The following is a 9,399-nucleotide window of genomic DNA, read 5'->3' on the forward strand; positions in this document are numbered from 1 at the left end:
GGAAACATTTTTTTAACCAGACCAAAACAGAATCAAGTTCGAATACTCAAATTCAACAACCTTCTTTCAGACTCATTTCTGTATTGGAAAATACTTAGCGTGCTTTGGCTACGTGCTATTTCTGACACGCCATTTTAATTCCATTTCTAAATTAAAACTGACTTTGTCGGCTTCGACTTGCCGTATTATTTTTATGCTGTCTGCAGCTTGCCTTCGTGTCATTTTTGATTTGGAAATGGAATAAAGAATCACATTCTGCAGTTATTGCTTTATTCTGTTTGCCTGTAGCACAGGCTAAAATGATTTTGTCTTTCTCAATCTACCTGCGCCTGGCGCTATGGTTTTATACCATTTTCTCCAGATAGCCTATTTATTCTTCAGTAGGAGTGATTTCTATCGCTTCTATAGGCATGATGCCTAGTATAAGCTGATAATTAATTCTATTAACGCCATCGAATAACTAGGTTCTAATGATATTTTAGTAAAGAAAAATTAAAGCTGAAACAAGACAAGTCGTATAACTCAATGTAATTTCTGATTACTTTTCGTATTACAAGAATATTCTCCTATAATGTTTAATTTTGTTGGAGAAATATTTCATCAAATGATGATTGCATTTAAATTATGTATTATTCTTTTTCGATTCAATAAGCTCTTTTACTGTTTCTAACAATCGGTCAGCAACTGCTTCTGGATTAACTTTAAAACGACCCTCGATTATTGCTTGCCTAATCTTTGCCACCTTAGCTGTATCTACAATTTCATTATTATTTTCGATGGAATGCGATAAAATAGAAGAGTTGGTATGCAAATTATTTTTTAATTGAGAAAAATATGGCGATTCATCGTTAGAGGAAGTTTTGTCACTATATCTTTGCTCATCATCATCATTAATACTGGTTACTCGCGTTGAATTCGTATTTTCTATTTTCAAGATAAAGATCCTTTTTAATAGAAATTATTGATAATTTAGTGATATTTACCCAAACTATTTTGCTTTGAGTGAATATAACTTATACTTTTTATAACCCATACTTTTCTAATATTCATTGTATTACATGTTATATATTTATATTCTTAATTCATTTCCACGAAATAAAAAATAACCGATTTTTTTTGAGCATATAATTAATAAGTTTTTATAGTTTAAAAGAGTCTTGAATTCTTAGAAATGATATTACATGATACAGATTTTTAATGCATTTTCACTATCTTTTCGTAATCTTTTTAACGTTAAAATTTTATGGATACTGGTTTGGCCTCTCTTAGTAGCTAGCTTATTCTGGCTAATAGTGGGTGTCTTTTTCTGGACACCTTCAGCTGAATGGATTGCAGAGATTATTTCATTTACCTTCATGAAAGATTGGTTTGATGAGTCAGCCTTACTTAAGATTACTGATGGTATAGGGAGTATATTAAATGTAATTCTTCTTGTTATTTTGGTAATTGCGACTGCCATGATAATAACTGCTCTATTTGTGATGTCGTCACTGATCGATTTTGTTGCTAAGCGATATTATCCACTACTTCAGCGGAAAAACGGAGGAAGTCTGGTGGGTAGTTTAGTTCACGTTATTTCCGCAATTATTATATTTATTGTATTGCTGGGTATTTCTTTACCTTTTTGGTTTGTTGGTATTGGAATGTTAATGTCTTTTTTAGCCGCAGCCTATTTAAATCAGCGGTTATTTAGCTATGATGCATTATCAGAGCACGCCAGTAAAGAAGAGTTAGAGATCTTACTGGCTACCAATAAATTATCACTATGGGGTTTAGGATTGCTAACGGGCCTCATTCAATTTATACCCTTACTGAATTTGTTTGCTCCGACATTAACCGCATTAGCCTTTATCCATTTTGAATTGGCACGTCTGGAAAATTACCGTCAGAATTCTAGTTCTGATTCTTCTCAAAAATAAACTTTTTATTTTAGGATAAAGTCTGTATGGTAATTTCTGATGAGTGATTGAGATTGAACAAAGTAGACTCTGTAGATCTGAAGTAGAAGAATCAGTGAAATAGTAATAATAAGTACGTCAGATCTTCTTATAGTAAAACGGAAATAGTCATACTTGGGTTTATTCTATCTATTTCGCTGTTTTTACTTAGGGTATTATAAGAATAAACTACTGTAATATGCTTTATAATACTCAATGTTCAATAGGTTATTATTTAATTTACTGGACAGTACATTATAATTCTGTTATTAAGAATAGCGTCATTCTAGACATAAATGACCAAAGATGTGTTGTATATTTAAATATAATTGATTCATCATATTTGTTTATATAGGAGATAAAGAAAATGAAATCTGCACTCTTAGTAGCAATACTTTCAGCGCTGGCATTGACGGCTTGTGGTGAACCTAAACCAGCTCAATATCCACCTAGTTCTATGATGGAGCGTGATTCCATGCCTGATAAAGCCGATGAGCAAAAAAAATAATTAATTAAATTAAATAGAATGATCAAAATTTTAAACCGCTCTTTGTAGGGCGGTTTTTTTTGATCATAGTTGCGGATAATTAGTTGTCCCTGATTCCCCGGTTTTTTCAATCACTGAATTGTAGGTGGCTCCATTTCCAAATCAAACATGGCGCGAAGGCAAGTCGCAGACAGTATAAACAATACGGGCAAGGTGAAGCCGTCAAAATCAGTTTTGATTTGGAAATGGAATGACTATCCTTTACTGGCATAGCAGCATGATAATTTACGGCAAGAATTTACTCGTAACGTAACGCTTCCACTGGCTTTAATGAAGCCGCTTTATTAGCCGGATAGAAACCAAAGAATATACCAATAATAGCTACAAAGGTAAAAGCTAAACCAATCATGCTGAAGGTAATGACGATAGGCATATCTACAATCTGACTTATCATCCATGCGCCACTGATTCCCAATACCGCACCAGTTACGCCGCCTAAAATACAAATCATCATAGCTTCCAATAAGAATTGCATGAGGATGGCGCGGTGGCTAGCACCTACCGCCATACGAATGCCAATTTCCCGAGTACGTTCCGTAACTGATACCAGCATGATATTCATAATGCCAATACCGCCAACTAACAATGAGATTGAGGCAATAGCCCCTAGCATCCAAGCCATTACTTTTGCTGTAGTGCTTGCGACACTTGCTATGGCCGTTAGGTTTCGCACAGTAAAATCGTTTTCCTTCCTGTCAGAGATACGATGGCGTTGCCGCAGTAGACGAGTAATTTCCGTTTCTGCTTCTTCCATCCTGTCTGCGGATTTTCCTTGAACTAGCATATGACCAATTGAACCAGGAAATTGGTTGCCTAGAATTTGACGTTGAGCAGTGGTAAGGGGTATAAGTACATTGTCATCCTGGTCTCGCCCACTAAGGCTCTGTCCTTTGGCTGTAAGCACACCCACTACCAGAAATGGTTTGTTAGCGATACGAAATATTTTTCCCGTAGGATCTTCATTTCCGAATAAATTCTCAGCAGTTACCTTTCCCAGGACAGCAACACGGGTAGCAGAGCGTAAGTCTACTTCTGAAAATATTGCACCACTCTCTATAAACCAATTACCAACAGAAAAATAATCTGGGGTTGTACCTGTTATCGTTGTGCTCCAGTTATTTGCGCCATGATTAAGTTGAGCGATGCCGGAAATGACGGGCGCAGCCGCTTCAATTGAAGATAATTTTGCTATAGCTTGGGCATCACCCACAGTCAGTGTTTTAACAGTTCCACTTCCAAATCGTAATCCGCCTGAGGAGGTTGCGCCTGGTAGTACCAACAAAAGATGGCTCCCCATAGAAGCAATTGTGTTATTAATATGGATTTGGGCTCCTTGTCCGATTGATAGCATCAATACCACGGCCGCAACTCCAATAATCATACCAAGCATGGTGAGCAAGGTGCGCAAACGATTGACCCGCAGCGCGTGGAAAGCTTCACCGGTAATGGTCAGAAAGTTCATGCGGAAGTTGAAATTCTATTATCATGAAATAACATAAGAGTGCCTCTAAAAATTTAGAGTTTTAGCCAAGACAAGGTAAGAACAAAAAAATGTTGACGCAGCCTGTCATTGATAGGTAAGGTAACATTTTTTGTGAATAACCACGTATGGTGACGAAACGGGGTAAGCAGGCCATCCGCAAAGCGGATGCTCGCAAATATGAATTTTTAGAGGTACCCATAAATAAATCGCGCATTTATTTTTTATCCTGAATAATGCGGCCATCTTTTAATCGAATAAGACGGTTTGCATAGGAGGCAATATCATCTTCATGCGTTACCAGAATAATCGATATGCCTTGATTCTCATTAAGCTGTTTGAATAATGTCATGATTTCATGACTGGTTTGTGTATCAAGATTGCCAGTTGGTTCATCAGCCAGGATAAGCTGTGGTTGATTAATTAATGCGCGACTGATGGCTACACGCTGTTGTTGTCCTCCAGAAAGCTGATTGGGATAATGTAATGTAAACTGGCCCAAACCAGTCTGTTGTAATAAAGTTAAGGCGCGTTTGCGGCTTTCTTTGCGGTTCATACCTGCATACAGTAATGGTATCGCTACATTATCCAGTGCTGTTATGCGCTTGAGTAAATTAAAACCCTGAAATACGAAGCCTATACTACAATTCCGTACATGTGCCAGTTCATTGTTGGCAAGGGAGGCAACATTGCGGCCAGCCAACCAATAATTGCCGCTTGTAGGCGCATCAAGACAACCCAGTATATTCATCAAGGTAGATTTTCCTGAGCCGGATTGCCCCATGATAGCAATGAATTCTCCAGAGTGGATTTCAAGATTGATATCAAACAGCACCTGATGGCAAATCGGCTGATTTGCTTGGCCCTCTAATTGGTAAGTTTTGTACAGATTCTCCACCCGAATCAATGGCTGATCTGGGGTACAGCCTTGATTTGTCACTAGAACATCCTGAATCTAAAATTGCTCATGGATGCTTCATTCTGCTTTTTGCTTGTAGCATCACTGATAATGACCTCATCTCCTTCTGTTAGATCATCCGAAATAATTTCAGTGAAATTTCCATCTGTAATTCCGGTTATTACATTTATGGGTATAGGCGCGTTATTTTCGAGGCGGTATAGCAAGGGTTGACGCGATCGTGCCAAAGGGGAGAGGTTGGAGGCGGGTATTTCATTTTTTGGCTTATAACGAAGTGCGGCATTAGGCACCCGAAGGGCAGCATTTTTTTGATGGACGATGAAACGAACATTCGCTGTCATACCAGGCAACAATGTACTATCATCATTGATCACCATTGCCACTACGTTATAGGTAACCACATTTTCCTGAATTGCAGGATTCAATCGTATTTGTTTAACATGAGCTGTGAATTCTCTTTCTGGAAACGCATCTACTGTAAAAGAAATTTCCTGATCAGTGTATATCTGGCCTATGTCGGCTTCAGCGACACTAATATTGATTTGCATTTGCCGAAGATCGCGGGCGATCTGAAACAGAATGGGTGTCTGGAAGCTGGCGGCAACAGTTTGTCCCACATTTATATCACGCGCGATTACTACTCCTGAGATCGGTGACCGAATGACACTGTAATTCAGATTGGCACGATCACGTTCTACGTTAGCTTTGCTGATCGCTACTTGGGCTTGTGCAATATCGAGTTGTTGTTCAATTTCGTCTAATGCTTCATTGGAAATAAATCCTTTTTCTAACAGAATGCGACTACGGGTTACTTTACTTATGACATTTTTTAAGGTTGCCTGAGCGCTCTTAAGATTCGCTTCCGATTGTTGTAATTGAGCTTTGAGAAGGGCTGGATCAAGTTCTGCCAATGTTTGGCCTGTTTTTACCCGATCATTAAAATCGACATATATTTTAGATACAGTGCCTGATACCTGTGTTCCAACATTGACAAGCTCAAGAGGTGTCACTGTACCATTAGCTGAAATAACCTGAACAATATCTCCACGATCAACAGTTCTGGTTCGATATTCATCTTTTTCTGATTCTAGCTTTTTATTGGTATAGCCATAAATTGCACCAGCTATTAAAAGAATGAGTAAAACAATTAACTTATTTTTAAGATTAAGATGAGTCATTAGGGAGAACCCAATCAAATCATATTTGCATAATGAAATGATGAAATAGGATTATCATCAGTGGCGGCTGATTTTAGGTATTAGCAGGCAGGGACCGAGGTTACTACTTTTTCTCATTAGCAGCAACGAATTCCTTAAGCTGTCTCAAGCGTGCTTCTATACTGGATGATTGATAAAAATTACCATTATCTTTACGTAAAGCAATCTCTAATTGATCGATTGCAGCTTTATATTTTCCTTCTAGAATATAAACTTCTGCCTGAGCGCGATGCTGGAGCATATGGTTTCCTAGAGCAGAATAGCATTGTGCTTCTAGCCGATGAAGGTTAATGTTTTCTGGAATCATTTTTGACTGCTTATTGAGGAATTCAAGAGCAGCCTGAGCATTTTGGTGGTTTAGTAACGCTAATGTATAATCATAAATAAGTGCGCGATTTTGCGGATAGGCATTCAATGCAGTTTGGTAAATTTTAAATGCCTCTTTAATTTGTTTGTTAGCTAGTTTAACTCGTGCAGCAAGCACTTCGATCATGGCTCTTGACTGTAAATATTCACTTTCAACTAGAATGGGCTTACCCAATTGATGATTCTTAAGTAAGCTGGCAGCATGATCAGAATGGATAATACGATATAATTCGTTTAATTCTTTATCTGCACGCTTAGGTTGCTTGTCACGTAATAGAGCATAAATTAGACCGTAGCGTTCTGCAATTTCATTTGCGTAACGCTTATCTTGTATACGGGCATCAAATTCCTTTACGGTATCAGTGGAATTTCCCAGAATCGCCTTCAGCTTGGCTCGAACCAAGTGGAAATCAAGGCTGTCGGGAACTTGTCGGTAAGAAAATTCCCGTGTGCGATTTTCAATATCGGCTATACGCTCATGAGTGAGCGGGTGGGTTCTCAGATAAGATGGGGCACCGTTTTCATAATATCGCCCAGCATTTTGTAAGCGCTCAAAAAAAGCTGACATCCCATGAGGATCAAATCCTGCTTTATGCAATATATTGAAACCGATTCGATCCGCTTCCTTTTCATGATTACGTGTAAAATTCAATTGGGATTGAATGGCTCCAGCCTGTGCGGTAGCGAGTATGGCTTGCCCTGCTTGAGGATTGGAGCGAGAGGCAAGAATAGCGAGAGCGAGAGCAGCAAGAGTCGTAATGAGTCCAATATGCTGCTGCCCAGAAATCATCCTTGCTAAATGCTTTTGAGTGACGTGCGCAATTTCATGAGCCATAACGCCTGCTAATTCAGATTCACTTTGTGCTGCGATAATCAGTCCACTATGGAAACCCATAAATCCACCTGGTAAAGCAAAGGCATTGATGGATGGATCCTGGAGTGCAAAAAACTCAAATGATTGATCTGGTTTTGCTTCATTTGATGAAGAAATGAGCTTATTACCTAAATTATTAAGATAGCCGTCTATTTCGGCATCATTTAGATAGCTAGGGTCTGCGCGAATTTTTCGCATAATCTCTAAACCGAGCTGTCGCTCTTGCCGAGGAGTGATAGTGGCTTGTGATATATCACCAAGATCTGGAAGGTCGTCTTCTGCGAAAATGTGTGCAGGGAAAAGTAATGGTATGACTATGATCAGGTAGTAAAATTTCATGGCAATTTGATGATTACTCGCAAACCTAGTTCCCCTACTTTTTAGCAGCGTACTGCTTTTCAGAAGAAACTGATTAAGTTTAACTAGAAGGACGGCGTGTTATTGAGATCATTAATCTGATTGAGTTGCGCATAATCTAGAGGTTTTTCTCATAGCCTGATTAAAAAGAAACGGTTTTCTTGTCAGCGAATTCATGACCAATGGTTTACAAGTAGCTACAAGTGCGGCAAAAAAATTTATTAAATGAGTTAAAAGCGCTCATTTATTTAAAATTAATGTGAGTTCGACGTAAGAAAAGCTGTAAAAGAGCTTCAATTGCAGCTTCAACTCTTTATGATGAAGCCATTTTGTAAAAAAATTTCATTACTGACGAAGCCAGATTCAGATGGATACTATAGCGAGTTTTTGTGCGATTGACGACTTTTGTAAAGGATTTGATCCGTGGTGGAAGCAGCGCTTGTTGGAGAGTTATCGCTCAAGTGACTTCAGCAGCGACAAGAGTTGTGTCTAATTTCATTTCTAAATCAAACATGACGCGAAGGCGAGCCGCAAACACTATCAATAATACGCAAGGCGAAGCTGACAAAGTCAGTTTTGATCTAGAAATGGAATAAACTCATTATATTTCACCATCGCTGTATCCGATCGCATAACGCGATAGTAGAGTTTGTTGACCAGGGGAAGGTCGGTGTGGGTTGGGCTTATGAGTTCAAACTACACTTAGCCCTCAATGAGCAAGAAGCATTGCGGGGAATGAATATAATGGCGAGCAAGGTTGGTGGCTGTGATGCGGCGCTGAAGCTATCTCGCGCCTTATTTGGGAATTCTTTAATGACCAGGAGCTACCTCCCCCAAGCGCTCTTTGAGCAATTATGGCAACCGGGCGTACAGCTCGTCACCAAGAACATGAAAACAAGCTGTTGCCGCTGTTTGCTATACTTTCATTGCGTAAACAAGCGCTCAATGTAACAGTCAACGATTAACTGAAAACAATATCTTGCAAATGGAGCATTCTCACTATTTTAGCTCATTTAACTTCTTTGTTAACGTGAGTTCGACATAAGAATCATCACATCACGATTGGAAGAGCTTGAGGAAGTCTGATATTAAGGGAGGGTTTCTTCTCGCGAAAGGTGTAAGCCACCAGCCCGGCTATCAGATTAACAAAAAAGTTAACTGGGCTGCGATGGCGGGAATGCTCGATTTGCGAGATATTTTTCAATGGGTCATTGACGGCCTCAATGATCGAGCGTTTACGTAACAGCAGCTTGTCAAAAAGTGGCAACAACTTGTTTTTCATATTCTTGCGCACCTTGGTGATGAGCTGCACGCCTTGCTCCCAGAGTTGCTCAAAGAGTGACCGCGAGAGATAACCCCGGTCACCAAAGAGCTTTCCAAATAAGGAGCGCGTCAACTCTGGCACCGGGTCACGGTCATTCACATTGCCCGCCGTGATTTTGACTCCCAGCAATTCCCCCTGGTCATTAATGACCAGGTGCAACTTGAACCCATAAAACCAATCCACACGGGTCTTTCCCCGGGCAGCAAACTCTGCCATTACTTTATGCGACCCAATGCGGCGATTGTGGCACACGCTGATTTTGGTTGAATCAATGAAGCTGATGCCACTGCATTTCCCAAAGCGGCTGGTCAGAAAACAGCATAAAGGTACCAGGCTACCTTGCAATAGCTCAACAAAGCGGTTATAGCTCACCAACCC

Annotated in this window: 8 protein-coding genes and 1 pseudogene; 3 read left to right on the forward strand and 6 right to left on the reverse strand. The window is 39.5% G+C overall.

Annotation, left to right across the window (positions count from 1 at the left end):
* Nucleotides 1-622 precede the first annotated feature (622 nt).
* Nucleotides 623-934 (reverse strand): flagellar biosynthesis anti-sigma factor FlgM, encoded by a 312-nt coding sequence (flgM, locus tag BM283_RS16140; protein ID WP_254776411.1) that lies wholly within the window; start codon nucleotides 932-934, stop codon nucleotides 623-625.
* Between the two features lie 247 nt (nucleotides 935-1,181).
* On the opposite strand from flgM, the gene BM283_RS16145 reads away from it, so the two are divergent.
* Both BM283_RS16145 and BM283_RS19050 read left to right on the forward strand, forming a co-directional pair.
* Entirely contained in the window at nucleotides 1,182-1,919 is a 738-nt protein-coding gene (locus BM283_RS16145) for an EI24 domain-containing protein (protein WP_090694933.1), read from the forward strand.
* A gap of 385 nt (nucleotides 1,920-2,304) precedes the next feature.
* On the forward strand, nucleotides 2,305-2,445 hold the full coding sequence (locus BM283_RS19050; protein ID WP_175492193.1) for a hypothetical protein: 141 nt from the start codon (nucleotides 2,305-2,307) through the stop codon (nucleotides 2,443-2,445).
* A gap of 277 nt (nucleotides 2,446-2,722) precedes the next feature.
* Here the strand turns inward: BM283_RS19050 and BM283_RS16150 are convergent, their stop codons facing one another.
* The 4 genes from BM283_RS16150 to BM283_RS16165 all read right to left on the reverse strand — a co-directional run bounded on the left by BM283_RS16150 (nucleotide 2,723) and on the right by BM283_RS16165 (nucleotide 7,679).
* Nucleotides 2,723-3,946 carry an ABC transporter permease gene (locus BM283_RS16150; protein WP_090694935.1) on the reverse strand — a complete coding sequence of 408 codons (1,224 nt, stop codon included), beginning with the start codon at nucleotides 3,944-3,946 and terminating at the stop codon, nucleotides 2,723-2,725.
* Between the two features lie 235 nt (nucleotides 3,947-4,181).
* On the reverse strand, nucleotides 4,182-4,904 hold the full coding sequence (locus tag BM283_RS16155; protein ID WP_090694938.1) for an ABC transporter ATP-binding protein: 723 nt from the start codon (nucleotides 4,902-4,904) through the stop codon (nucleotides 4,182-4,184).
* A complete protein-coding gene (locus BM283_RS16160; RefSeq protein ID WP_090694941.1) occupies nucleotides 4,904-6,061 on the reverse strand; it encodes an efflux RND transporter periplasmic adaptor subunit in 1,158 nt (385 codons plus the stop codon). The genes BM283_RS16155 and BM283_RS16160 overlap by 1 nt, the downstream gene beginning before the upstream one ends.
* Nucleotides 6,062-6,164: 103 nt before the next feature.
* Nucleotides 6,165-7,679 carry a M48 family metalloprotease gene (locus BM283_RS16165; protein ID WP_090694942.1) on the reverse strand — a complete coding sequence of 505 codons (1,515 nt, stop codon included), beginning with the start codon at nucleotides 7,677-7,679 and terminating at the stop codon, nucleotides 6,165-6,167.
* A gap of 657 nt (nucleotides 7,680-8,336) precedes the next feature.
* Between BM283_RS16165 and BM283_RS20705 the strand changes: the two are divergent.
* Nucleotides 8,337-8,540 (forward strand): annotated as a pseudogene (locus tag BM283_RS20705) (transposase); the annotation flags it as partial.
* 208 nt (nucleotides 8,541-8,748) lie between these two features.
* On the opposite strand, the gene BM283_RS16175 reads toward BM283_RS20705, so the two are convergent.
* Nucleotides 8,749-9,399, reverse strand: a 651-nt coding sequence (locus BM283_RS16175; protein WP_139225316.1) for an IS982 family transposase, incomplete at its 5' end; no start/stop codon positions are given.

Origin of the sequence: Nitrosomonas sp. Nm34 (assembly GCF_900113925.1) — a bacterium.
Taxonomy (GTDB): domain Bacteria; phylum Pseudomonadota; class Gammaproteobacteria; order Burkholderiales; family Nitrosomonadaceae; genus Nitrosomonas.